The following is a 23,856-nucleotide window of genomic DNA, read 5'->3' on the forward strand; positions in this document are numbered from 1 at the left end:
TCAAAGAAAGAATCCTCAAGGGAATTGAAGAAATCAATACTGAGCCCGTTGTACATTGCTGGAAGAAATTCGATTTACCGCAAGCTAATATGTAAAAGTATTAATGAAACGTATTACTAGAAATGGTTTCCGTTCAGCGATTTCCTTACGACCCTTGAATATTAGCCCCGCAATTCAGCTGATAATGAAGTTTTTTCATAATCCTTCGGGTCGATTTTCCGGGTGTATTAATAAATACCACAAATCGATATAGTTGGCCCGTTGGGTGTTCAATATAACCCGCTCTGGTGTTTATCCCGCTAAGGGTACCGGTTTTATAAAATTCTCTGCCTTCATGGCGCATCAGGCCATGGTAGGGCTCGAATGCTTTGAGTACCTTATCCATGTCTTTTGCCGACGTTTTGTTTTTTCTGGATATTCCCGAACCTTCAGTAATGTGAGTGTGTTTCAAATCAAGAATCTTTTTTGCATAAGATAATGCTGCTGAAACTCCCTTATCAAGGGTCCCGGGCGGACCATGGGTTTTTGCGCCTGCCGCAATAAGCAGTTGATTGGTGGTATAATTATTAGAAAATTCAAGAAATCTCGATATGATTTCTTTTACAGGTGATTTTGAAATATATCGGAAGATTAATCGATCTTTGCTTTTATGAACCCTGCCTGTCCTTACAATACCGGTAGTTTGTAACCCTTCGTTGTTTAAGAAGTGCTTAATCAGGTATCCGGCATAAAATGTACACTCATTATTATTATGGGAAAACACAATCCTTCCATGGTGCAGTCCGAGTTTTTTTATTCTGTTTAGCGCAAAAGGCACCAGCGGGGTTTGAGGTTCGGCACTGATATAGATGCCATTTGACTGTTTGAAGTTAACCGTATTAAAATTAACACAGAGCGCACCGTTTGGGGCATCATAGGGTTGAATGGATGATGAAACTCCGGGAATCGTCAGCGGTTGGGCAAAATATGAATCATCTAAAACAATATCGATGACTTTTTCAATCTTTCCAGCCACCTTCTTTGATATTTCCTGCAGAACTTCTGAAATGAGCAGAGGGTCTCCGTATCCCTTTATCTTAAGATTTTGCCCCTTATCCAGATAGAATTCAGTGGCAAATTTATAGTCAGGTCCCAGATAGTGCAACGCCACCAGTGCGGTAAAAATTTTGAGCGTGGAAGCAGGAACCAGCATCTTTTCCGAATTTTTTGAAAAAATGATTTTTTCGTTGGGGGCAGTAACCAGCAAGGCATCATGCTTTCCGATCAGATTTTCAAAATTGCCATGCGTTCCTGCACTAAAGGCAGCGGCCAGCCACGGTCCTGCAATCAGGAGGCAAAGAAAAACAGCAAATATAAACAATCTCATTGGGTGAGTTGATTTCATACTGGCAGGTTTTATCCCATTTAAGAACCAAACAAATTTTGCGTGATCAGAGATCATTGCTTTGTCTGGGCCATTATACTATTGACTTTCAACAATAAGCGTAACCGGGCCGTCGTTGATTAATGATACAGCCATAACAGCGCGGAACCGACCTGTCTTCACCTTAACTCCTTTAATTTTCACCTGACTGACAAAATAATTATAAAGCTCTTTGGCTCTATTAGGAACTGCGGCATTGGTGAATGAAGGACGTCTTCCCTTGCGGCAGTCACCCAGCAAAGTAAACTGGGACACCACCAGCATCTCACCAAATGTTTCGAGCAGGGAGCAATTCATTTTGGCATTTTCATCTTCAAAAATCCTTAAGTTGGTAATTTTTTCGGCAAGATAATCGGCATCTTTGCGTTCGTCTCCTTTGCCAATTCCAAGAAGAACGAGCAAGCCGTTACCGATTTTACCGATAGTTGTATCATTTACAGTAACAGAAGCTTTTTTTACTCGTTGGATGACTGCGCGCATAATACTATGTCGAAATAGTTAAAAATCAATAGCATAAATTGACTTGACCCTATATGGACCAAGACTGGAAAGTCAAGAAAATTTGCTTGATCAACAAAGATGTATTTATCTTGAATAAAAATTAATTTTATATTATAAAGGGTTAATATCATTCAAACCTTGGCTTTTGATTAAACCTTGGGGTTTGCTCCAAATGAATTTGCCTTTCAGGATATGGAAGTACCGGTATGACAAGGCGAGAAAAGGACGGATAACCGGCCGGTTTAACCAACGGAAACACAGCCATACAGAATGCATCGGCGTCCAAACGGAGAAGGGATACATCGGTTCAATACGAGGTCCAGCTGTTTTGGGTGGTTTTTAAGTTGAGCGATTTGGCCTTTAACACCTCTAACCAGTGAGGAAATAGAAAATGAGTTTTTATAAATGGCTTGGGGAAGATTCGCTGAAAAATAGAAACCTTTATTATAAACTTAACATAATATTCGGGCTCTTTTTTCTTTTTCCCGTTTTTGGTTTTATCTACTTTGCCTATAAGTATGATATACTTACCGATAAGTTTGTGCCGGTATTTTTTATGGTGGTACTGGTTTTTTCCTTTTTTGGGTTTGTGATCCTGAAAAATTTGTTTGATAAGATTAAAAACATTTCTGAAAAAATGACGGGCAGCTTTATTACAGAGGTTGCAGATGAAAAGCTTAAAACAGGGGCGGATGAGCTGCAAAATATTATCCAGTCATTTACCGCGATTAATAAACAATTTGCCGCTACCTTTAAACAACTGGAAAAAAAAGGTTCAGAGATATCCATACTCAAAGAGCTTTCAGAATTGTGTTATGTTACTTTTGATCCAGAGGAAATTCTTTATGTAGCATTAGAACGCTCATTAATGTTGACCAATTCCGATATTGGTTCTGTATTGACCTTAGAAAAAGGTGAAACAAAGGAATTTGTGGTAAAAGCGAGTGTCGGTCTGGGGGAATATGTGAAGCTGGGAGACAGAATTAAGTTTGAAACAAGCATCGCAAAATACGCTGTGATCAACAAGTCGCCACTTATCGTTAAAGACGTTGAAAAGGACAGACGTTTTGGCAGGGTCAACCTGCAACATTACGGAACAAAATCATTTGTCTGCATGCCGATAAAAACCAGCAAGGATATAATAGGGGTACTGACCCTTTCACGCAAAGACGACAATAAAGTATACTCGCAAGACGTTATCGAAGTTCTGACTCCCTTGCTGAGCAACGCGGCTTTCACCTATGAAAACATTCGACTTTTGAAAGATAACAAACAGGGATCACTTCAACTGAGATCAATTGAGAAGATTTTCAAGGTTATTAATTCAAGTTTCAGGGACAGTGAACTTGTTCAGGCCATATTAAACGAAATCCACACTGTGGTGCCCTTTGATATCGCAGTAGTAATGACTAAGGATGAAAACATGCCCGGATATCTGACCGTTTCTGATTTAATGGCAAGCGGCCCGACCGGTATTTCAAAAGGCGACTATTACTCACCGAAAGGAAGTGTGATTGAAAAGGTTCTCAAACAAGAAAGCACAATCATTGTGGATGATAATAATCTGTCCAAAGAAGACGCTGAAATAGATCGTGTGGGCTATGTCGCCAATAAACTTGAAAAGGAATTATTTGCCGAGGGCACCGGCGGTTCCTGCCTGCTGACGCCTTTAAAAACGGACAGTGTATTAACCGGGATATTGGCCCTTTATGCAAAAAGAGCAGAACTTTTCTACCATGCCCAAAATGTCATTGAGTGGGTTGCCAACGGGCTTGCCATTGCCATTGAACGCAGCAGGCTAACGGCATCCGTCTTAAAGAGGAATCAGGAACTCGACTCAATTAAGCAAATCGGAAGAGCTCTGGCGTCATCGACCTTTGATATCAGCAAGGTTTTAAAATATACAATGGATATGATTCGCGTCATCATGAACGTGGAAGCTGGATCGTTGCTTTTTCTGGAAAATGATGAGCTTGAGCTGGCCGTTGCATTTAATGTTAAAGTTAAAATCAGGAAAAAATTCCGACTTAAAATCGGGCAAGGCATTGCCGGTCACGTGGCTGCCAGTGGTGAATCGATCATTGTGAATGACACCAAGGAATCCCCCCACTTCTTTTCAGGTGTTGATAAGCATACGGGATTTAAGACAAAAAGTGTATTGTGTGTGCCAATGATTTCTCAGGGAAAGGTTCTGGGGGTGATCCAGGTGCTGAATAAAAAGAAGGGTGGATTCAGCTTAAGCGATGAAGATCTTTTACAATCAATTGCAACCTCGGTAAGTATTGCCATAGAAAATGCCCGATTGTATAAAGAAAAGGTTTCTATGGCCGAACATGAGCGAAGTATCAGACGAATGTTTCAAAAATTTGTACCCAAAGAGGTCTTGGAAACAATCATTGACAGCGAAGAGACCGGCAAGGGACTGGTTGAAGAATTTAAGAAGCTTACTTTACTAAATCTAGATATAAGGGGATTTACCGAACTGGCCATGGAAATGGGGCCACAAAAGACCGTGTTTTTGTTAAACAGTTTTTTTTCTGTGATGGGAAGTATCGTGTTTAAGTATAACGGCATTGTTGATAAATACCTGGGCGATGGATTTCTTGCAATTTTTGGCGCTCCGGTTTCAAGTATAAAGGATGCACAAAATGCATTGACTGCCGCACTTGAGATGAAAGAGTCGATCAAAGAGGTAAATGAAAACTTCGAGAAGGAACTGGGAACATCGGTGAACATCGGTATAAGCATTCACACCGGTGAAGTGGTCGTCGGTAATATCGGTTTTGAAAAGAAGATGGATTACACTGTAATTGGTGACGCAGTCAATACTGTATTCAGGATGCAGGAGTTTACCAAATCTTATCCCAATGGTATTATCATAGGTGAAAATACAAGACGAGCTGTGGATACCAGATTGAAAATTCGCAAAATTAATAAAGCCCTGGGAGGGTTAAAACTATATGAGCTTCTGGATATCAAAGATATTTCAGAAGATTCAGATAAAATACTTAAAGCGTAAATGTCTGGGAAAAGCATAAATGGCGATAGACATGGAAGACACCCAACAAACGAATCTTAAGGGGCAATTTCTGATGGCAATGCCCGGTTTGTCTGATCCAAATTTTTCTCAGACGGTTACATGTATTTGCGAACATAATTCAGATGGAGCGGTGGGGATTGTGATAAACAGGGTCCATCCCCTGCTGTCGGGCAAAGATATTTTTAAAGAACTCAAAATAGAGTATAACCAGAAGACCGAAGCAATACCTGTGCATATTGGTGGGCCTGTTCATAAAGGAGAAATCTTTGTGATTCATAGCACACCTTTTGACTGGGCTTCTTGTTTTATGATTACGCCTCGCCTGGCAATGAGTAACACAAAGGACATTATCGAATCATTAGCGCTCGGCAAAGGACCTGAATCATTTATTATTGCTTTAGGGTGCGCCGGTTGGGGTCCAAACCAGCTTGAGTCGGAAATAAGGCAAAATGCCTGGCTAACATTTCCTGCCTTAAATGAGATCATTTTTAATGTTTCTGTCGAGGCACGATGGTCAGAAGCGGTTAAAAGACTGGGAATTGATCCGAACCTGCTTTCTGATAAAGCAGGCAATGCATGATATGCTTATTTTTTCTTTGTCTTTGGCTTGGGTTTCTTTTTTTTAAGGCAAACCTTATCCTTTCTTACAAATGCACATAGTTTGGGATTGTAATATTCTTTGCAATTTAATGGGTTATATAGTGGACATTCAGGATGTTTTTCCGACATAAATTTATCTTTCCTTTCAATTTGGTTCAACCAAGAAAATTGTCCCTTCAAGGCTTACTGCACTGTTTTTAATTCATTAAGATTTGCATATCATAAAAGATTAAAATTTACAAGCTATTATGTTCTATTCATAGATTTTAAAAAAATTTTAACATCAGAGAGGTACCCCTGAGGGGTTCATTTAGAATCGGTGAAAACCCATAAAAAGGAATACAGTAAAATCAGAACAGACCTTTTTCAGGTTAATTCTGCTATGTCGACTTTAATTTCCCAACTAAAGCCAATTCAAGATTCAGTGGATAATGTCGTTGTTGATTGGGAAAAGGAATGCAACCACCTGCGTAAAAGATTGGAAGAAGATAGGATTCGTATTGCCGTGGTGGGTTCCATAAAATCGGGCAAAAGTACGTTTTCCAATGCTCTGTTTAATGGTGATTATTTGAAACGCGGTGCCGGAGTTGTTACATCCATTGTTACCAGGATACAGCGGGGGAAACCTTCTGTGGCAAAACTTTTTTTTAAATCATGGAAAGAGGTGAACTCGGAAATAGAAAAAGCCATAGAGATGTTGCCTGTTTTGAAATGGCAAATAAAAGGAAGAAGATTTAACATCAGGCAAAAACAAGATCGCCTGAGCATTCAAAAGGCCATTGACGAATTAAACGGCGAACAAAAAATTACCAATGGTCGATGTAATGCAAGCGTGGTGCTTATATCTTCTTATCTTAAGGGTTATGATCGAGTTAAGGCTGAGCTTTCAACGAATAAGAAAACAAGAGAATATAAAGGTAAGCTGTTTCAAAAACACTGGGATTTTGTGGGTAATGAAGTACTGGCCGTTTATTTGAAAGACGTACTCCTTAAAATTGATTCAAAGGCCATTGATGACAATATTGAGGTAGCAGACTGCCAGGGAAGTGATTCCGCAAACCCCCTTCATATCGCTATGATTCAGGATTACTTATTTTCCACGCATTTAATTATATATGTTGTAAGCAGCAGAACAGGATTGCGCCAGGCTGACATCAGGTTCTTATCCATGATAAAAAACATGCGGATCATGGATCACTTTCTGGTTGTATTAAACTGTGATTTCAGTGACCATGAATCGGTTGAAAATATGAAAATGGTTGCTGAAAAAGTCAAAGAAGAAATTGCCGTGATTAAACCTGTGCAAGAGGTATATTCTTTTTCAGCACTTTATGACCTGTTTCAAACGATCAATAAAAACCTGCCGTCAAAAGATAAAATCAGATTTTCGCAGTGGCAAAAGGAAATCGAGTTTGTTGATTTTTCCGGCAGGGAAATCCAACGATTTAAAGATTCTTTTGCACGTTTACTACAAAAAAAGCGATATTCTTTGCTATTAAAAAATAGCATTGAACATCATGGTGGCATTTTGTCAGATATGATGAGATGGACCGCTCTTACTGCGGGTATTCTAGACCGGGATGCCTCTGGGATTAATGAAATTACCAGAAGAATAAAGAGTCACCAGGCAGGGATGGACAAAATAAAGTCCATGGTTAATCATACCATTTCGGGCGTGGTGCCAAACATTAAAAATGAAATCAAAAGAGATGTAAATCGGTTTTTTAATACACGATCATCAGATGTCCTGAGTGATATCATCGGGTTTATCAGAAACTATAGGGTACCTTACAGGCAATATGAAGAAAAGCTGAAAAGATCCGGTTTTTTGAACACCCTGTACCTGGTTTTTGAGGAATTTAAGCAGGCCTTTGATACATCGCTGGTTGAAAACCTGAATCCCGAGGTAATCAGGTTTGCCAAGGAGATTGAAGTAAAGATCCATGGCGAATTTAAATCGGTTTTCCGCGCATATGAGGCGGTTATAGAAAAGGCACTAGCAGAATATGACCGCACACTGAACCAGTTGCAGCTAACCCAGGAAATTAACCCACAGCAAAGCCGGGTTAACATGCCGGTTATGGATTCCATTAAAGAGGCAAGCGGGCTCAACATACCGCCTGTCATCACTTTCATCCGTTATTCAGCAAAGATAAAAACCGAAGCAGTGATGAAACTGGGTTTTTTATCCGTGATCAACATGTTTAAAAAAATATTAAAAAAACCGATTCCAGAAAATAATTCAGTTGAAATTGAAGCATTAAAAAGTGGCACCCGACGTATGAAACGCGAAACGGAAAAGTCTGTTATTTTCCATTTTAATGAATACAGAGAGAATATGAAGTTTAAATATCTTTTTAAACTGGTTGACGTCTTATCAGATGTTTTAGACCGGGAGCTTCTTCGCGGATTTAACAGTTATGCAGATGATCTTTCCACAACAATTGAAAGGATAAACAACAACAAAATTGACAAAATGAAGACCCGCCAAATCCTTGCTGAAATCATACAGGACTTACCCCGAATAAATGACAGAATTATAGGGATAAAAAAAGAATTAGAGGCAATAAAATAGCGGTTACCAACATAAAAAGCCAAACTATTGGTTTCTATCTTAGGGTTTCAGTGTTTCGCAAATAACAACATCACTGCAATTTTTCCAGACTTTTTCTGGCAAATTCAATGGAAGGGTCAAGCCCAAGGGCCGTTAGGTAATATTCAATCGCTTTTTCAATTTTCCCCATATCACGATAGTTTGACGCAATATTGGCATAGTCGATAGCGGAACCGGGGTCGAGTTTGAGAACTTTTTTAAAACTGTCAATCGCTTTTTGGTGTTCTTTTAACTTAAAGTAGCAAAACCCCATCAGGTTATAAATATCTGTTCTCTCATTATCGTGCCTCTCACCTTCTTCAAGCACCAGGAGCGCCTTTTGATACTCTCCCATATCTTTAAAGCATATTCCCATGTAGGAATAAATACTGGCCAAATCATGCTTTGCAGGATTTTGACTGATCGAAGCAGTAAAATAATCGAGAGCGGTTTGCGGTTTATTGACGGACAGATAGCATTGGCCAAGGTAAAAGTTGATATAATATTTATCAGGAAGTAATGCTTTAATTTTGGTTAGCTTGTCAATGGCATGGTCGGGGTCGATGTTTTCCGTTAGCAGTTTGGATGCAAACATTCCAACATCTGCGCTTAGAGAACGTTCCCTGAAATGTGCACCTGGAATAATCATATAAAAAGCAGGTATGTTAAGCAATGGGTGCGTTGTATTTATGGCAATCACTTCCATTTGCTTTTCAGCCAGTGAAGAAATGCAACGTTGGACTTCAATTTTAATATTATCATCAGATAGATCCGGCAGGCGGGTAATATCCACTGTTTTTTCAGGATTGGTGATAAAACCTGCGTCTTCAAGATCATTGAATTTTGGCAGGCCGCTGGCTTCATAACAGGAGCCGGTATTAAAATCACCCGCGAGCTGGGCGACTTCTGTCAGTGCGCGACTCAAAGCTTTTTGAGGATTCGGCGTTGTACCTGCTGTCCAGACAATTTCACTTTTTTCCGGAAAGGTTGACCGATCATAGGCCAGAATGCCCACCGATGGTATGCCCATATCAAGGGTAAAATCGGTAATGTGCAATTTAACCCCTGCATGTCGGTATTTATTTAACATTTCCACCACAAGTGGATCGGTTGCTGAATCGGGATTGATCGCAGGAAGGTTTATGCTGTGTTGACTGATTAGGGATGATGTATGCCTTTCAACAATTTCGCAAATACCTTGGCAAATGGCCTCTTCCGCACAGTTTCCGGCGCAGGATCCGTTAAACTCATTGATATTGAAAAACCAGTCAAAAGGAATAAGGACTTGTTTGTTTTGGGTAAGGTTGGTCGCCCATGTCCACTTTAAAGGAACATCTTTAAATATCTGCTCCATCAAATCCGGGTCGTTATTTTCATCATGAACCGACTGGGCGATCATTTGAAAATCAATGGCTTTGTCTTTAATATTGCCATACTTTTCTATCGTAAAATGGCCTGGATTATTTTTATAACTAAAAAGGCTGAATCTTTCAACCAGTTCCATTACTGCACTGGCTTCGGCCTGCTGGGGTGTCGCTCCTTTTCCCATCTGCTTTTTACCGCCGGTGACATTTTTAGCATCCTGGCCACAGTAACTGATGAATACCGGAATATTGAGCCGGCCGTTATCAATCCTTACTGTCTTTTTTAAAATGTCCAGATCAATTTTATTCAATTTGGCTTTAAATTGTTTGACAGTCTCTTCAGGTGGCAACGTTTTGTCCTGATCGAGGGTAAATCGTTTAAAGGCATCATTTAATATCACTTTATTCTTCATGTTTATTATCCGTACTCCAAAGGCAAGGCGAGAGGTTCCACCATGCCATCAAGATTTAAATTGACTGGTTGTTTAAAGTTTGTTAATGACACTCTCATGTGGGGATGTAGCTCAGTTGGGAGAGCGCAGCGTTCGCAATGCTGAGGTCAGGGGTTCGATTCCCCTCATCTCCACTTTCCAATCATTATTCCGGTTTCTTTCTTGGTGATTACTAAAGAGAATGGTATCAGTTCGGCGTCCATTATGAACAAAAAGCTTTCTCAAGTTCTATACGGTAAGGGTTCACATATGCGGTGGCAGGTGAACTCTCACGGGGAATGAAAAGGGCGATCAGGACGGACGGCTGGTATAAATGAAATTCAATCATTATCGTCAATGATAATTGCTCCTCCGGAATCTCTTTTTACTTTGGTTATCCCCGGATATTTTTCTTCAATCTCTCCCAAGGAATAGGATTGCTGTTTAACAATTTTTGCCAACCGTTTGTTTTCGTTTTTTAGATATTTTTGCTGCAATGCCTGTCGAATGGTTACGGATAGATCGACCAGATTGCACGGCTTGGTTAAAAATCGATAGATTTCTCCTTCGTTAATGGCACGCATTGCCGATTCAAGACTTGCATGCCCGGTTAAAATGATACGGATTACATCAGGATATGCTTTTCGAACAACGGCAAGAAATTGGGTTCCTGTCATTCCAGGCATGACTTCATCTGAAATAACCACGTCAATCGATTCTTGCGACAGGATTTTAAGCGCCTCTTCTGCGGAACCGGCACAATAAACCGTGTAAGATTCACGGGAAAGCGTATTTTCCAGCATATCACGAATAATCTGCTGATCGTCAACAACCAAGATGCTGTATTCCATGGCATGCTTCCTTATTCTAAGTATAAATAATTATCGAATATTATATAAATTCTGTCAACTATATTTCGTATTTTGTGAACCAGGCTGACTGGCTGGCAGGTGAGATTTATAGATAGTGATAAACTTTATTCATGGTATAAAAAAGATGGCTTGACTTATTAGGGAAGATTGTTGTACGAATTCAGTATTAAATTAAAAGGTAGGTTTATTATTTCAATAGGTTATAAAGGTTTAATCATATGGAACGATTATCTTCGGTAAAAAGAAACACCAGAGAAACCAAAATAAGTGTTGAATTGAATATTGATGGAAAGGGAAAGCAGCATATATCTACAGGGATTGGATTTCTTGATCATATGCTGACGCTTTTTGCCCTGCATGGTTTCTTTGACTTATCCATAGATGCAAAGGGAGATCTGGAAGTTGATTTTCACCACACTGTAGAGGATATAGGACTGGTATTGGGGGATGCATTTAACAGGGCCCTTGGTGAAAGAAGGGGAATAATCAGGTATGGACATGCGGTGACGCCAATGGATGATGCTTTGGCTGCTGTAAGCGTTGATATGTCCAAGCGCCCTTTTCTGGTTTATAATGTTCCGAGGAATCCGGGTTCGGGTGCGCCTTTCGATGTATCACTTGCAAAAGAATTTTTCAGGGCGTTTACCGTTAGTGGTGGAATGAATTTACATATTAACGTGACCTATGGTGATAATGAACATCATATCCTTGAATCTATATTCAAAGCAACGGCCAGAGCTCTGGACCAGGCGACTTCAACAGATAAAAGAATTGCTGATGTTCAATCCACTAAGGGAAAATTGTAACATATTATTAACCCGGCATGTCAATGTGATAAACAAGCGAGTGTAAAGACGCAATATGTTTAACGACAAATTTTGTGTAAGGGTTAATATCGCAATCATTTTTGCGGTCCTTTTTTTGTCAGGCTGCACATCACAAGAAATTGCCCCTGAATCAGCTTATCCTATATCTGAAACAGAAAAGATCCTGGTGTTGCCCTTCAAAGATGTATCCAGGATATATGGCAAAGATGCAAGTGTCAGATGTTCGGTGTGTGGCAGATTTTTTATAACCGGTGAAGTGGCCCCGGATGCCGCAGCTAAACTTACCCATAGCCTGATTTCCCACTTAAAGCGCAAGAAAAAATATAAACTAGTTATTTTAAACTTGAATGGAGAAGAAAAAGCATTTTCCCAAAGAAAACGTATTGTTAATAAAGGCCGTAAATATAACGCTGATGCGGTTATAGTAGGATCCGTTTACCGATACAAGGAGAGGATTGGAAACCGATATTCCGTTAAATCACCGGCTTCTGTTGCTTTTGGGGTTCATCTGATAGAAACCAAAAGTGGTCGCAATATCTGGTCAGGACATTTTGATGAAACACAGCGTTCACTAAGTGAAAACCTTTTTAAATTAAAAAAATTTATCAAAAGAAAAGCGAGCTGGATTACCGCTGATGAGATGGCGATCAACGGTTTTGCAGATATGCTTAGTACATTTCCCTAAAAATGATTATCATACCGGCAGTAGATATTAAAAATGGCAGATGTGTGCGCCTGTTCCAGGGGAAAAAGGATGAAGAAACCGTTTTTTCCAATGATCCGGTAAAGATGGCAATAAAATGGGATAACGAGGGAGCCGAACTGATTCATGTGATTGATCTGGATGGCGCCTTTGAAAAAAGCCCGCAAAATTTAAATTCCATCCAAAAAATAATTGAAAATGTAAAAGCGGATGTACAGGTGGGTGGTGGAATCAGGGATAATAAAACCATAAGAAAGTTTATTGATCTTGGGGCAAAAAAAGTGATCATCGGTACGGAAGCGATTAAAAACCCAAAGCTGGTGAAAGATGCCTGTAAACAATTTCCCGGTCGGATTGTGGTCGGAATAGATGCACGAAATGGAATGGTGGCCATCGAAGGGTGGACCGAAACGACTAAAATTAAGGCGCTTGATCTGGCGAAACAATTTGAAGATTGTGGCGTGGCGGCAATAAATTTTACTGATATCTACAGAGACGGAATGCAAACCGGCCCTAACATAAAGCAAACAATGATTATGGCAAAAAATGTTACCATACCGGTGGTCGCTTCAGGTGGTGTATCCACCCTTGAGGATATAAAAAAACTGGTTCGACTGGAAAAATTTGGTGTGAGCGGTATCATTACCGGGAGAGCATTATACAGCGGAAATCTTGACTTAAAGGAAGCGATCGAATTAGCAAAAAATACCAATAACCAATCCGGTAATTAAGCTGAAGGCTGTCGGGAAAAGTCACATTTTAAACCATGTTTGAATCAGGCATTTCCCTCAAAATACGGCAATGGTGATTTTCTCATCCCTTCAGCCTGACTAAGCGAGTCATTCTATAAATCACCGATTACGTTTAAAACCGATGTGTTATTTGTGCATAACATTATAGAATTATTTCAAAAAATTTTCTTGACAGAAGCTGCTTTAGTAATTAAATTTTAAGTTTACCAAAGACTGTTTATAGTATACTTCATTCCATTTACGTTCCTTCCGATATTGTCGGTCTCCTGAGCACTGAAGATATGGAGGTTGCTCTTTTTGGCAAGTTATATTTCTGAAGATAAAATTTCTGAAATTAAAAATACAGCTGATATTGTTGATATAATATCAGATGTCGTCACTTTAAAGAAGACGGGAAATAATTATGTTGGACTTTGCCCTTTTCACAGCGAAAAAACGCCCTCCTTTACAGTGAGCCCGGAAAAAAAGATTTTTCATTGTTTTGGGTGTCAGGCGGGGGGAAATGTTTTTACTTTCATTATGAAACATGAGGGAATGTCGTTTCCTGAAGCGGTTAGAATGCTCGCAGCAAAGTACGGTATTGATATACCTGCTGAAAAATTATCACCAGACCAGAAAAGAAAAATAAGCGAAAGGGAAAAACTGCTTGATATTAACCGGCGGGCAATGCACTATTTTTGCCATACATTATTGAACCCTGCCACCGGAAAAAATGCAAAAGAATACCTGAAAAAAAGGAAAATTAATCAAGATACAATAAAAAACTTCGCCCTTGGATATGCCCAGGAAGGCTGGGATAATCTTTCTCGTTATTTTAGGCAAAAAAAGATATCTCTGACACTAGTTGAAAAGAGCGGTTTGATTATTCCCCGAAAAAAGAGCAATGGTTTTTATGATCGTTTCAGGGGACGAATCATTTTTCCCATATTTAACATAAGTTCGCAAGTCATTGGTTTTGGCGGGCGTATCATGGACGATTCCGATCACAAAAGTGCAAAATATTTAAACTCTCCAGAGACACCTGTATATAATAAGAGCAGTTCACTGTACGGCCTGAACAGGGCAAAGGATAAGTGCAGAGAATCCAAAACCGTGTTCGTTGTTGAAGGCTATTTCGATTTGCTGGCACTTCATCAGCACAACATTAAAAACTCTGTGGCCACTCTCGGAACATCACTGACGGCAGATCATGTACGAATTCTTCGAGGATATATCGGAAAAACAGGTAAAGTTGTTCTTGTATATGATTCGGATGACGCTGGTTTAAAAGCGGCGTATCGAAGTATTGAAAAATTTGACCAGGGCTATGTGGATGCAAAGATTATGGTGTTGCCCCATGGATATGACCCGGATTCGTATCTGTTTAAATTTGACCAAAAAGCCTTTATGGATGAATGCTCAAGAGCAAAGAGTATTATGGCTTTTCTGATTGATTTTGCCGAAAAGAAGCACGGAAACTCCATTGAAGGGAAAATCCAAATCATTTCAGATATGAAAAAACCCCTGTCAGCCATTAATGACAGCGTGGCAAGGTCTTTATATATTAAGGAACTATCCGAACAACTGGGCATTGATGAATCTGCGGTTTTAGAAAAGGTAAGAGAAGCAGGCACCGTTTTTTCAAACCAATTGCGTGAAGAAGATGTGAACAATGTATCTCAAGGAGGGAAGCGTAATCAAAAAGAAAGCCGGATGGAACGGCAGATTATTGCCATGATGCTTCAATATCCGGAGATATTACCGGAATTAACCAAGCGGAATATACTTGAATATTTTGAAAATGATACCTTAAAATCAATTGGTCAAAATATATTAATCCATACCGATAAGAACGGCAATCGTGTCCCGGAGATTGATGGCGGGGCAAAAATTGCACCTGAGATAAATGTATCTGAGATTATAAATTTGATCGATGATAAGGAAAAAAGAAGTATTATTGCTGCTCTGGCTTTGGAAGAGGAATCATGGCAGCTTGATGGCTGCATTAAATTAATCACCCAATTTATTGAGATCAGAAGGAAAAGTCGTAATAAAAGCTTTATCGAAAAACAGATCAAAGATGCTGAGAAAAAAAATGATCAGGTGCTGTTACTAAAGCTTTTAAATGAGAAACAGAATATGGCTGTTCTACGGCAGAAGGAAAAGATAGCGTTGCAAAACCGGCGTATTCGGGAGGCATAAGATTAATGGCAAGCAAAAAGGCAAAAATACAGAAAAAAGATCCAAAGAGCCGAAAGAGTGCTGAAACAAAAAGAAGCACCTTAAAAACAAAAAGTGTAAAAAATATCGCAAATAAGAAACCCGTTAAGAAAAACAAACAGAATAATTTAAAAAAATTTCCCAAAAAAGATCTAAAAAAACTGATCACAAAGGCCAACAAGCAGGGATATTTGACCTATGAAGAAATAAATGAAGCCATGAGCGGTTACATGCTTTCTACGGAACAAATTGATGAAACATTTATTTCGCTGGGTAAATATAATATTAAAATTATTGATGAAAAAAAACATCTTAAATCGCTTGCAGCCAAAAAGGCCAAAGACAAAGAAGTTAAGACTGTTTCAGTGTTTGGCACGGTCACCGATCCCGTAAAAATGTATTTGCGTGAAATGGGTCTCGTTACGCTTTTGACAAGGGAGGGTGAGGTCGAGATAGCCAAAAAAATAGAAGCTGGCGAGCAGGAGGTTTTAAGAGCGCTCATTGATACCACCATCTGTATAGAAAGCATCGTTAAACTTGGAGGGCATATTGAGCAGGGCGCACTTCGATCCAAGTATGTACTAAGGGATATTGATGAGGGGGATACTTATATTGATGAAGTGATGCAGACCGAGAGGTTTTTAACCACCATCAGTTGTATTAAACAGATAGATGAGGAAAACCGTAATTTTCGTGAAAAGCTTTTTTCACCTGGAATCAGTCCCGATGAACAACGCAGGATAAGACGATCGATTAACAGAAGGAATAACAAAATATTCCAACATCTTAAAGCTTGGCGTTTGGAAGGAGGAGTGATAGATAAAATTGAACAGCTTATTAGAGAACAGATTGAATGGTTTGATTTTATGAACCAGAAGATTTCAAAGTACTCTGAAATGCTGAATTCACCGGTCAAAAAGATGCGTGAAAACATGTCCACCAAGACCAAATTTGTCAAATGGGCCTGTAAAAAATGTGATTTTAAAAGAGATGAGGTGGCGGCACTCTATGAAGAAATAAAAAAATGCCAGGAACATGTTAATCAACAGGAATGTGCTATTAAAGCTAGAAGCAGAATGTTAAAAAGGATAATCACCTGTGTTGAAGAAGGACGTCATCGAGCAAAATTGGCAAAAAGGGAACTCACCAAAGCGAATTTGCGCCTGGTGGTGAGTATTGCAAAAAAATATACCAACAGAGGCCTTCAGTTCCTGGATTTGATTCAGGAAGGAAATATTGGCCTGATGAAAGCCGTCGATAAATTTGAGTACAGACGCGGCTATAAATTCAGTACATATGCAACATGGTGGATAAGACAGGCGATTACACGGGCGATTGCCGATCAGGCAAGAACCATACGAATTCCTGTTCATATGATTGAAACGATTAATAAACTCATTCGGACATCAAGATACCTGGTCCAGGAGCAGGGACGGGAGCCGACTCCTGAAGAAATAGCTGAAAAAATGGAGATTCCACTTGAAAAGGTTCGCAAGGTTTTAAAGATTGCCAGAGAACCCATCTCTCTTGAGACCCCTATTGGTGAGGAAGAGGACAGCCATCTTGGGGATTTTATAGAAGACAAAAAAATCACCCTTCCATCGGATGCTGCGGTAAACCTGAACCTTGCTGAACAGACCAGAAAAGTGCTTGCCACCTTGACTCCGCGTGAGGAAAAAGTCCTGCGGATGCGTTTTGGTATCGGGGAAAAGGCAGACCACACCCTTGAAGAGGTGGGACAAGATTTTGCGGTTACCAGGGAACGGATCAGGCAGATTGAAGCAAAGGCATTGAGAAAACTACGGCATCCGACCCGGAGCCGGAAGCTGAAAAATTTTCTTGAAACCTGATGCTTGACATCGTTCCTATTTAAAGTTAGATAATACCTTTTCAACTGAGGGCCCATAGCTCAGCTGGCAGAGCCACCGGCTCATAACCGGTAGGTCCCTGGTTCGATCCCAGGTGGGCCCATATCTGAATACTTGCATAAGGAAGACAACCATAGACGGCTTGGTAAAAATTAATGAATCATTCTACTGTAAGAATTTATTATATGGGAATGGAAAATGGCTGAAAGTTTTCCATGAAAATACAGGAGCAAAGGCGTGGTTGGAATTATTAAATCACGCTTTTTTTATTTTTTAGATACGATTTTTTTAACATGTCTGCAACAGTAGCTGATATAATACAGGCCATGGAAACAATTGCTCCGGGCGGCCTGGCTGAGAAATGGGACAACGTCGGATTGCAGGTGGGCCGAAAAAGTTGGCCGGTAAAGAAGGTTTGGGTGTCACTTGATCCTGCTTTAGAGGTGGTTGCAAATGCCTGTCAAAATGACGCAGACCTGCTTATTACCCATCACCCATTGATATTTAAGCCTTTGCGTTCAGTCGATTTTGCTACGCCAACGGGGGCGATTATCCGTATGGCTGCAGAGCGAAAGATGGCGATTTTTTCGGCGCATACAAATTTAGACATAGTGGCCGAGGGATTAAACGATGCGCTCGCTGAACTTGTGGGACTTAAAAGAACCAATGTGCTGTGCCAAGCTGTAAAGGAAGAAAAAATCAAACTGGTCATATATGTACCTGAAGAATATGAAAAAAAAATATTGGATGTCATTTTTCAGACAAAGGCAGGAAAAATAGGTGAATATTCAGCTTGTACCTTCAGAAACAGGGGAGAAGGCACCTTCAGACCGGGATCAATGGCAACTCCGTTTATCGGGAGTCCCGGTGAAATAAGCGCTGCAAATGAAATCAGAATCGAGACGGTTGTACAAAAAGATGATCTTTCAGACGTCATTGAATCTGTAAGGTCTCATCACCCCTATGAAACCATGGCCTATGATGTATATCCCCTGTTAGCACTGAAAGGCCGCAATGGAATAGGGCGGGTCGGGGAATTCGATGAAGACATAGAATTAAAAACCCTGGCCTTAAGGATAAAAGAAAAACTACGATTAAAATATGTTAAAATATCCGGTGATCATCAATTGCCGGTTAAAAGTGCCGCCATATGCACCGGGAGCGGCTCAGACATGATGAAATATTTTCTTTCATCAGGGGCTCAGGTATATATAAGTGGTGATTTAAAGTACCATGACGCCAGAGATGCCCAGGCCGCCAACCTGGGTATTATCGACATCGGACACTATGCATCAGAATATTTAATGATTGATATGGTTGTAAAACGCCTGCAAAAGAAGCTGTCGAAAGCGGGACTAAATATTGAAGTCAAACCGTGCAGACTTGAAAATGATCCATTTACCCTCGTATAAATATTGGAATTATTGAAATGGAAAAAATTACCAAAAAACAAATAGATACCTTGTTACAACTTCAGGAAATTGAAATAAAGAGTGATGCAATCAAATCGGAAATAAATAAAGTGTCCGCCAAACTTGCTAAACTTGATAACCAGCTCAAGGCCTTTGAAAACGAAATAGATGAAGAACAAAAGGTAATCAATGATTTTAAACAAAAGTATCGGTCGTGTGAAACAGATGCACAGCTTAACCATTCTAAAGCGGAGAAAAGCCAGGAGAAACTTAAATTTGTCAAGACAAACAAAGAATACCAGTCTTCATTAAAAGAAATAGATGAAATAAAGGCAATTAATGCTAAAATTGAAGACGAAATGTTACAATATCTTGAGAAGATAGAAACATCCGAAGAAAATATCTTAATAAAAAAGGAAAAATACTCTGCTTTGGCTGAAAAGCTGAAACAGGAGAAAGATAGCATTATTCAAGAATCTGAGCAGGGAAGAAAAGAGGTGGCTCAGATTGAGAAAGAATGGAAAACGATTTCCCAAAAAATTAATCCCAAGCTGCTCGATAAATTTTCAGTGATAAAATCGAGAGTAAGCGGCAGGGCAATAGCTGCAGTGAAAAAGGCTGTATGCTTGGGATGCAATATGCAGATCCCTCCTCAGATATATAATGAGCTTCAGCGTACCGAAAGGTTGGAGTTTTGTCCCCACTGTCAAAGGATTATATACTGGGAAAAAGACTAATCCGGTCGGAGCAGTCCAGACGATCGCTGGGTCATTTATAAGATCCAGAGGAAAGTCCGAACACCGCAGGGCAGGGTGCTCCATAACGTGGAGTCGTGGCAACGCGAAGGAAAGTGCAACAGAAAGTATACCGCCTCGCAGTTATGCGGGGTAAGGGTGAAAAGGTGCGGTAAGAGCGCACCAGTTTCCCGGGTGACCGGGAAAGCTTGGTAAACCCCACCCGGTGCAAGACCAAATAGGGAAGTGTTTGAGGATGACCCGTCCGAGCTTCCGGGTAGGTCGCAGGAGATTTCGGGTAACCGGCGTCCACAGATGAATGATCGTTACCCGATTTGGGGTAACCCGGACCGGGCACAGAATTCGGCTTACGGGCTGCTCCGGCCGATTATTTAAAAATGAAAAATAACAATAAACTATGCAGCATTTCTTTTGCTGAAAAAGTAAGAATTTTTACCCGCGATTATTTGAAATATTGCATATTCATTTCCACTAAAGGCTCACAAAATAATGTATCGAATAAAAAGCTGTATTCTTCACTGATATCAACCTCTCAACTTCTGGAAGACTTTCTAGATTTTCATGGTGCCAAAAACAATAAAGACTGGTATTTTTTCAGAGAGCTGACAGCCACCGTCAGGCATTTAAGCCTTGGATGCTATTCCCAGAAACATATTTTAAACCGTCTGCATTTTTATAAACTGAAGGATTGGGAGAAATTTAAATCAGAAGGGGAAGCCAATTTTGATTTTTTAGTAAAGTCCTTGATTAAAGTCGCACCGGTTATAATCGAAGAAGCAAAACGATTAAATATTCCCATTCCACAGGAAACATTCAGTGATGCCGATTTTCCCGGAGTGATTACCGGTGAGCTGCTTGATTATGATATTGATGATGAAGATAAAGATCAGCAGAAAAAAAACATTGTTAAAATTGCCAGTGAATTTATCGACATCGCCGGAAAATTTGAGCAGCTTGGATTTTATGAACCTTATGATTTGGAAGAGATATTCACCCTTGTTCCGGATAAAATAAATGAAGTGGAGGTCAGGCGATTTGAAATGCTGGTGCACAATCTCCAGTCTTCTTTTGATACATATGTCATACATGGCGGATACAGATTTGGTAACCGGAAGCTGAAAGAGCTTCGGGGATACTTTTCAGCGGTCTTTCACCTTTTGCAGATAATAGGTCGGATGCTTCACTTTTATGAACGGCACTTGCATGAAGCGGGATATAAAAATATTTATAAAAAAGTTCAGGACAGACTTTCTTTGCTGATTGACCCCAAAACTCTTCTTGACCGCATCATAAACTATGGACTCTACTATGCATGTAATTTTCTTACCACCGGAAACAAGCTGGCGATTGAGATTTTAAATGAAAACATTGAACGCGGAACCATAAAAGTGGGAATTCCGGTAAAGCTGGGATTTCACAGCAGACCGAGTCTTTTGGTGGCCAAGATTGTCCAATACTATGGAGGTGAGGTCGAGTTGTGTGTGAATGAAGATAGATTTGATGCCAGCAGCGTGCTTGATATTCAATGGGCAGGGGGAAAAATTCAAAAAGAAAATATTTCTGAAGTTGTTTTTAAAGGGGATGTGCGTGCTTTAAAAGATATTGAAATTCTTGCCGGGGTGAATTACGGGGAAGATACCATGGGAAAGGGCGTGCCGCTTCCCAAAGAACTGAAGTATTTGAAGTAAAAGACTGGAGAACTATGGTTTCGGCGGTAATTGTTGCAGCAGGAAAAGGCATCAGGATGAACGATACTGTGCGAAAGCAATACCTGCAGCTTGCCGGACGTCCTGTTTTGTCTCATCCGCTGGCTGTATTTGATGAATGTCGTTCAATAAGTAAAATCTTTATTGTTGTCCCCCAAGAGGATTTTGCTTATTGTCGAAAAATGATTGTACCCATGTTTAATCATAAGATTAACCTTGTTGCCGGCGGAAAAGAACGGCAGGATTCTGTTTATAATGGTCTGCTGGCTGTGGGTGAAAATAATGGAATTGTTATTATTCATGACGGTGTGCGCCCATTTGTAAATAAAGAAATGCTGGAATCGTGTGTGAAAGGAGCAAAAAAACACGGTGCATGTATCATCGGAGTTCCGGTTAATGAAACGCTAAAGAAGATAAACAGTTTCGGAAATATTGAAAAAACGATACCAAGGAAAAATATTTGGATTGCTCAGACACCCCAGGCTTTTCGATATGAGATCATAATGAAAGCCCATGAAAATGCCAGAGTGAAAGGATATGAAGGCACTGATGATGCCTTTCTGGTGGAAAAAATGGGGACCCAGATCAAAATTATAACCGGAAGTAAAAAAAATATTAAACTTACCACCAGAGAAGATTTAAAACTTGCAGAAATGATGCTTCAGGCTGGACCCGACTGATCAAGGCAAATGTACCATCTCATGGTCCGCATCCATCCATGCCGGAAAGGCTTTTCTATAATCTTCAAGTAGATGAAAAGATAAGGCCGTTGTATAGGTGCATTCTTCATCATGCTGTTGAAAAATGATTTTTCCCCGAGGATCGATTACAGAAGAATCACCGCTATAGAAAAGATCATTCCCATCAGTACCCACTCGATTTACCCCGATCACATAACATTGATTTTCGATAGCCCTTGCCTGAAGCAACGATTTCCAATGCATGGAGCGTGTTTCCGGCCAGTTCGCAATAAATATGGCAACATCATACCGATTTTTGATATTTCTGGTCCATACAGGAAATCTCAAATCGTAGCAGATAGAGGGTCTTATTTTCCAACCGTTTAATTCAACGGTAATATTTTTATCACCTGCGCTATATACTTTGTCTTCCCCGGCAAAGCGAAACAGGTGCTTTTTGTCATAAGCAAACAAGTGCCCGTCCGGCTTGGCCCACAATAATCGGTTGAAATATTTTCCGCCGGATTTAATGATGATGCTTCCGGTAATATCCGCGTTTGTTTTTTTTGATTTTTCCTGCAGCCATTTAATGGAAGATCCGTTCATATCCTGTGCCAGGTTTGCCGCATTCATGCTGAAACCGGTGGTGAACATTTCCGGTAGAATAATGAGATCGGTCTTTTCGCTGATGCGAAGAATTTTTTCATCAAATAAAGCAAGATTGTCGTTAATATCTTCCCAGACAGGTTTTGTTTGAATCAATGTGATCTTTAAATCTCGCATAATATTTCGGCAGCCTTTGCTAACGTTTCGTCCTTTTTGGCAAAACAAAATCGCAGAACATTAAAGTCATCCCCCTGGTGATAAAAAGCAGACGGAGGAATAGAAGCCACTTTTGATTCAACCGTCAGGCGGTTGGCAAAATCGAGATCACTTTCTTTAGAAATGATGGAATAATCAAGCAGCTGAAAATAGGTCCCCTGGCAGGGCAGTGCTTTAAATCGTGATTTATTTATATGAGATAGAAATTTATCTCTTTTTTTCTGATAAAATTCGGAAAGATCCAGATACACATCTTTGTTTTGCATGAATTCGGCAAATGCATATTGAATGGGTGTGTTTGATGCGAATGTCAAGAACTGGTGAATTTTTTGAAATTCTTGGGAAAGCGGCTCGGGCGCCAGCGAATATCCGATCTTCCATCCGGTGGAATGATAGGTTTTTCCAAATGAACTTATTACAAAGCTCCTTTCTGCAAGCTCAGGATATCTTAGCATGCTTTGATGGATCAGACCATCAAAAATAATATGTTCATAAACCTCATCACTGATAATAAAAAGGTTTGTATGAGTAACAATATCTTTTAACGCCGATATATCTGCTGCCGACAATACCGTTCCGGTGGGATTGTGCGGCGAATTCAAAATTAATAGCCTTGTTTTTTCTGAAATGGTATGGGCAACTTCATTCCAGTCTATGTGGTAGTCGGGAAATTTTAGCTTAAGGTAAACCGGAATACCGCCACTTAATGTAATCGCAGGAGCGTACGAGTCATAGACAGGTTCAAAGAGAATGACTTCATCACCTTTTTTGACCACAGCGGTAATCGCGGCAAACAGTGCTTCAGTTGCGCCTGAAGTTATGGTGATTTCGGTGTCAGGGTTATAGGCGGCATGATACATTTCATGGGTTTTCTTTGAAATTCTTTCGCGGAGCTTTAGGACACCCTGCATGGGTGCATACTGGTTGTTGCCGGAGTGCATATACTTGTTTACGAGTTCGATGAGTCTTGTATCCACATCGAAATCAGGAAATCCCTGGGAGAGATTAATCGCACCATGATCATTTGCCAGCTTTGTCATTTGCGAAAAAATGGTTAAACCCACATCAGGGAGCTTTGATTCTATTTCCATTTTATTAGATTTTATCTCCTGTAAACTATTGTTTATGAATGTGATGGCAAATTAATTGGGCAATAGCCACTAATTATTGTTTTCTGTTGTTGCTTCAATTATAATTACAGAGCTAAACCCCCAGCTAAGCTGGGGAGAATGGCAAAAGCTATGCTGAGTATTTAAAAAATGCTCCTTTTGGATTAAAGGTAACAGCGCTGATTCTGTGACCAAAATC

18 protein-coding genes, 2 tRNA genes and 1 other RNA gene are annotated in these 23,856 nt (G+C 40.0%); 15 read left to right on the plus strand and 6 right to left on the minus strand.

Features of this window, described 5'->3' with window-relative positions; genetic code table 11:
* Positions 1–145 precede the first annotated feature (145 nt).
* Together SWH54_07030 and dtd are read right to left on the minus strand one after the other, a co-directional pair.
* Entirely contained in the window at positions 146–1,366 is a 1,221-nt protein-coding gene (locus SWH54_07030) for a D-alanyl-D-alanine carboxypeptidase (GenBank protein ID MDY6791006.1), read from the minus strand.
* Positions 1,367–1,462: 96 nt separating this feature from the next.
* Positions 1,463–1,903 carry a D-aminoacyl-tRNA deacylase gene (gene dtd, locus SWH54_07035; protein MDY6791007.1) on the minus strand — a complete coding sequence of 147 codons (441 nt, stop codon included), beginning with the start codon at positions 1,901–1,903 and terminating at the stop codon, positions 1,463–1,465.
* Positions 1,904–2,315: 412 nt separating this feature from the next.
* Between dtd and SWH54_07040 the strand changes: the two genes are divergently transcribed.
* The 3 genes from SWH54_07040 (at position 2,316) to SWH54_07050 (ending at position 8,139) form a co-directional block, all read left to right on the plus strand.
* Complete coding sequence (locus SWH54_07040; GenBank protein ID MDY6791008.1) at positions 2,316–4,943, plus strand: GAF domain-containing protein; 2,628 nt, start codon at positions 2,316–2,318, stop codon at positions 4,941–4,943.
* Positions 4,944–4,962: 19 nt separating this feature from the next.
* Positions 4,963–5,544: a YqgE/AlgH family protein gene (locus tag SWH54_07045; GenBank protein MDY6791009.1), complete on the plus strand. Its 582-nt coding sequence runs from the start codon at positions 4,963–4,965 to the stop codon at positions 5,542–5,544.
* A 339-nt stretch (positions 5,545–5,883) separates the two neighbouring features.
* Complete coding sequence (locus SWH54_07050; GenBank protein MDY6791010.1) at positions 5,884–8,139, plus strand: dynamin family protein; 2,256 nt, start codon at positions 5,884–5,886, stop codon at positions 8,137–8,139.
* Between the two features lie 70 nt (positions 8,140–8,209).
* On the opposite strand, the gene SWH54_07055 is transcribed toward SWH54_07050, so the two are convergent.
* Positions 8,210–9,934, minus strand: coding sequence for a YcaO-like family protein (locus SWH54_07055; protein ID MDY6791011.1), 1,725 nt, complete (start codon positions 9,932–9,934; stop codon positions 8,210–8,212).
* 100 nt (positions 9,935–10,034) lie between these two features.
* Between SWH54_07055 and SWH54_07060 the strand changes: the two genes are divergently transcribed.
* Positions 10,035–10,107: transfer RNA gene (locus SWH54_07060), tRNA-Ala, on the plus strand.
* Between the two features lie 186 nt (positions 10,108–10,293).
* On the opposite strand, the gene SWH54_07065 is transcribed toward SWH54_07060, so the two are convergent.
* A complete protein-coding gene (locus SWH54_07065; protein ID MDY6791012.1) occupies positions 10,294–10,803 on the minus strand; it encodes a response regulator in 510 nt (169 codons plus the stop codon).
* Between the two features lie 239 nt (positions 10,804–11,042).
* Here SWH54_07065 and hisB point away from each other — a divergent pair, with 239 nt between their 5' ends.
* The 11 genes from hisB (at position 11,043) to ispD (ending at position 21,726) form a co-directional block, all read left to right on the plus strand.
* Complete coding sequence (gene hisB, locus SWH54_07070; GenBank protein ID MDY6791013.1) at positions 11,043–11,630, plus strand: imidazoleglycerol-phosphate dehydratase HisB; 588 nt, start codon at positions 11,043–11,045, stop codon at positions 11,628–11,630.
* Positions 11,631–11,685: 55 nt separating this feature from the next.
* Complete coding sequence (locus SWH54_07075; protein MDY6791014.1) at positions 11,686–12,336, plus strand: hypothetical protein; 651 nt, start codon at positions 11,686–11,688, stop codon at positions 12,334–12,336.
* A 2-nt stretch (positions 12,337–12,338) separates the two neighbouring features.
* On the plus strand, positions 12,339–13,085 hold the full coding sequence (gene hisA / locus SWH54_07080) for a 1-(5-phosphoribosyl)-5-[(5-phosphoribosylamino)methylideneamino]imidazole-4-carboxamide isomerase (protein ID MDY6791015.1): 747 nt from the start codon (positions 12,339–12,341) through the stop codon (positions 13,083–13,085).
* Between the two features lie 318 nt (positions 13,086–13,403).
* Complete coding sequence (gene dnaG, locus SWH54_07085; protein ID MDY6791016.1) at positions 13,404–15,287, plus strand: DNA primase; 1,884 nt, start codon at positions 13,404–13,406, stop codon at positions 15,285–15,287.
* Between the two features lie 5 nt (positions 15,288–15,292).
* On the plus strand, positions 15,293–17,155 hold the full coding sequence (rpoD, locus tag SWH54_07090; GenBank protein MDY6791017.1) for an RNA polymerase sigma factor RpoD: 1,863 nt from the start codon (positions 15,293–15,295) through the stop codon (positions 17,153–17,155).
* A gap of 48 nt (positions 17,156–17,203) precedes the next feature.
* Positions 17,204–17,276 (plus strand) — tRNA-Ile (locus tag SWH54_07095).
* 190 nt (positions 17,277–17,466) lie between these two features.
* The gene (locus SWH54_07100) at positions 17,467–18,585 is read left to right on the plus strand and encodes a Nif3-like dinuclear metal center hexameric protein (GenBank protein ID MDY6791018.1); all 1,119 of its coding nucleotides are present in this window, start codon (positions 17,467–17,469) and stop codon (positions 18,583–18,585) included.
* 17 nt (positions 18,586–18,602) lie between these two features.
* The gene (locus SWH54_07105; GenBank protein ID MDY6791019.1) at positions 18,603–19,322 is read left to right on the plus strand and encodes a C4-type zinc ribbon domain-containing protein; all 720 of its coding nucleotides are present in this window, start codon (positions 18,603–18,605) and stop codon (positions 19,320–19,322) included.
* Positions 19,323–19,329: 7 nt separating this feature from the next.
* Positions 19,330–19,705, plus strand: an RNA gene (gene rnpB / locus SWH54_07110) — RNase P RNA component class A.
* A 12-nt stretch (positions 19,706–19,717) separates the two neighbouring features.
* Positions 19,718–21,028 (plus strand): HPr family phosphocarrier protein, encoded by a 1,311-nt coding sequence (locus tag SWH54_07115; protein MDY6791020.1) that lies wholly within the window; start codon positions 19,718–19,720, stop codon positions 21,026–21,028.
* A 14-nt stretch (positions 21,029–21,042) separates the two neighbouring features.
* The gene (ispD, locus tag SWH54_07120; GenBank protein MDY6791021.1) at positions 21,043–21,726 is read left to right on the plus strand and encodes a 2-C-methyl-D-erythritol 4-phosphate cytidylyltransferase; all 684 of its coding nucleotides are present in this window, start codon (positions 21,043–21,045) and stop codon (positions 21,724–21,726) included.
* On the opposite strand, the gene SWH54_07125 is transcribed toward ispD, so the two are convergent.
* Both SWH54_07125 and SWH54_07130 read right to left on the minus strand, forming a co-directional pair.
* Complete coding sequence (locus tag SWH54_07125; protein MDY6791022.1) at positions 21,727–22,509, minus strand: amidohydrolase; 783 nt, start codon at positions 22,507–22,509, stop codon at positions 21,727–21,729.
* Positions 22,497–23,639 carry a methionine aminotransferase gene (locus SWH54_07130; protein ID MDY6791023.1) on the minus strand — a complete coding sequence of 381 codons (1,143 nt, stop codon included), beginning with the start codon at positions 23,637–23,639 and terminating at the stop codon, positions 22,497–22,499. Before SWH54_07130 ends, SWH54_07125 begins: the two co-directional genes overlap by 13 nt.
* Between the last annotated feature and the right edge of the window lie 217 nt (positions 23,640–23,856).

It is taken from the genome of Thermodesulfobacteriota bacterium, from assembly GCA_034189135.1.
Classification (GTDB): Bacteria; Desulfobacterota; Desulfobacteria; order Desulfobacterales; family JAUWMJ01; genus JAUWMJ01.

Excerpts from the sequence above, each read along its gene's own strand:
- SWH54_07030 (MDY6791006.1), bottom strand. The coding sequence starts at position 1,366 with ATGAGATTGTTTATATTTGCTGTTTTTCTTTGCCTCCTGATTGCAGGA.
- dtd (MDY6791007.1), bottom strand. The coding sequence starts at position 1,903 with ATGCGCGCAGTCATCCAACGAGTAAAAAAAGCTTCTGTTACTGTAAAT.
- SWH54_07040 (MDY6791008.1), top strand. The coding sequence starts at position 2,316 with ATGAGTTTTTATAAATGGCTTGGGGAAGATTCGCTGAAAAATAGAAAC.
- SWH54_07045 (MDY6791009.1), top strand. The coding sequence starts at position 4,963 with ATGGCGATAGACATGGAAGACACCCAACAAACGAATCTTAAGGGGCAA.
- SWH54_07055 (MDY6791011.1), bottom strand. The coding sequence starts at position 9,934 with ATGAAGAATAAAGTGATATTAAATGATGCCTTTAAACGATTTACCCTC.
- SWH54_07065 (MDY6791012.1), bottom strand. The coding sequence starts at position 10,803 with ATGGAATACAGCATCTTGGTTGTTGACGATCAGCAGATTATTCGTGAT.
- hisB (MDY6791013.1), top strand. The coding sequence starts at position 11,043 with ATGGAACGATTATCTTCGGTAAAAAGAAACACCAGAGAAACCAAAATA.
- SWH54_07075 (MDY6791014.1), top strand. The coding sequence starts at position 11,686 with ATGTTTAACGACAAATTTTGTGTAAGGGTTAATATCGCAATCATTTTT.
- hisA (MDY6791015.1), top strand. The coding sequence starts at position 12,339 with ATGATTATCATACCGGCAGTAGATATTAAAAATGGCAGATGTGTGCGC.
- rpoD (MDY6791017.1), top strand. The coding sequence starts at position 15,293 with ATGGCAAGCAAAAAGGCAAAAATACAGAAAAAAGATCCAAAGAGCCGA.
- SWH54_07100 (MDY6791018.1), top strand. The coding sequence starts at position 17,467 with ATGTCTGCAACAGTAGCTGATATAATACAGGCCATGGAAACAATTGCT.
- SWH54_07105 (MDY6791019.1), top strand. The coding sequence starts at position 18,603 with ATGGAAAAAATTACCAAAAAACAAATAGATACCTTGTTACAACTTCAG.
- SWH54_07115 (MDY6791020.1), top strand. The coding sequence starts at position 19,718 with ATGAAAAATAACAATAAACTATGCAGCATTTCTTTTGCTGAAAAAGTA.
- ispD (MDY6791021.1), top strand. The coding sequence starts at position 21,043 with ATGGTTTCGGCGGTAATTGTTGCAGCAGGAAAAGGCATCAGGATGAAC.
- SWH54_07125 (MDY6791022.1), bottom strand. The coding sequence starts at position 22,509 with ATGCGAGATTTAAAGATCACATTGATTCAAACAAAACCTGTCTGGGAA.
- SWH54_07130 (MDY6791023.1), bottom strand. The coding sequence starts at position 23,639 with ATGGAAATAGAATCAAAGCTCCCTGATGTGGGTTTAACCATTTTTTCG.